A 1372-nucleotide genomic window follows, 5' to 3' on the forward strand; every position below is an offset into this window, starting at 1 on the left:
GAGTTGAAATAATGCAAATAGATTGACTCATGCTCAGTCTCCAAAAGTCACCAGACGATCAGCTTCAACGGTCGCTTCGAGTAACTGACCTAATCCCGAGAGTTCATACCCCTCCCTGAAATTGCTGGCTGGCAGTTCATATCTTTCAGCTTCTTCAGTATTCACCACACCTCTGCGAAGAGCCGCTGCGATGCAGACTACCGCATCAATACCCTGCTCTGTGATCAGCTTTTGCCATTGCTCCGGCAGATTCACCTCATCCTGTGGCGGTGAAACCAGGCTGGAAGCATTGTGCACTCCATCCTGATAAAAAAAGACTCGAATGATCTCATGGCCCGCAGCCAGCAAGGCCCTGGCAAAAGAAAGTGCTGTCAGAGAAGACTGCCCGGTACCGGAAGCACCGTAGACAGCCAGTGCATATTTCATTCACAGACTCCCGTCTACAAAAAGTTTCTATAACCGTCACTGGTGCAAAAAAAATACCCCGGGAATACCGAGGTATTTTCATAAATTACTGAATACTTAGTCGTCAGACATGCCCAGCAGAGAGAGCAGAGCAGTAAACAGGTTGTAGATATTCAGGTAGAGAGAGACGGTAGCGCGGATGTAGTTGGTTTCGCCGCCGTGGATGATACGGCTGGTGTCAAACAGGATGAAGCCGGACATCAACAGCACAATAGCAGCAGACAGAGCCATGGATGCCGCCGGGATCTGGAAGAAGATCAGGGCGATACTGGCAATCACGGCCACAATCAGGCCCACCATCAGGAAGCCTCCCATAAATGAGAAGTCCTTGCGGGTAACCAGCACGTAGGCTGAGAGGGCAAAGAACACAACGGCTGTTCCGCCCAGCGCCTGCATCACCAGAGAAGGACCATTAGGCAGTGCCAGATAGAAGTTCAGCATAGGCCCAAGGGCAGCACCCAGAACGCCGGTGAAAGCAAAAACAGCCACCAGACCTTTGCCTGAGTCAGCGGTTTTATTGACAACAAAAATCAGACCAAAACCTACCAAGCTGAGCACCAGGGCAGTGATACGACTGATTTCCAGTGCCATAGCCACACCCGCAGTAAAAGCACTGAACAGCAGTGTCATACCTAGCAACAGGTAGGTGTTGCGCAAAACACTATTGATTTCAATGCCGCTGCCAACCTGTGTCGGCCTTGACGCTAAAACGGTAGATTTGCGTTCCATTTTTTATTCCTCGCATTGGGGCTTATATAGGGAGTATACCAGAGCTGAACACACCGGCTATATCGAGATTCTCTTTTTACAGGATGCCCACAGTACCCCGAAGGCGTTACAAAAACGTAACAGCCGTTACTTTTAACCGGTGCCATTCCGTAAAGATTTTTCCAATCAGGAGATATTC

General features: G+C 49.6%; 2 protein-coding genes. Both read right to left on the reverse strand.

Annotation, left to right across the window (positions count from 1 at the left end; genetic code table 11):
- Window positions 1-33: 33 nt before the first annotated feature.
- Window positions 34-426 (reverse strand): sulfurtransferase complex subunit TusD, encoded by a 393-nt coding sequence (tusD, locus tag KDK18_RS01955; protein WP_257252807.1) that lies wholly within the window; start codon window positions 424-426, stop codon window positions 34-36.
- Between the two features lie 96 nt (window positions 427-522).
- Window positions 523-1194, reverse strand: coding sequence for a Bax inhibitor-1/YccA family protein (locus KDK18_RS01960; RefSeq protein ID WP_257252809.1), 672 nt, complete (start codon window positions 1192-1194; stop codon window positions 523-525).
- Between the last annotated feature and the right edge of the window lie 178 nt (window positions 1195-1372).

The sequence above is a fragment of the Endozoicomonas sp. SESOKO3 genome (assembly GCF_024606255.1).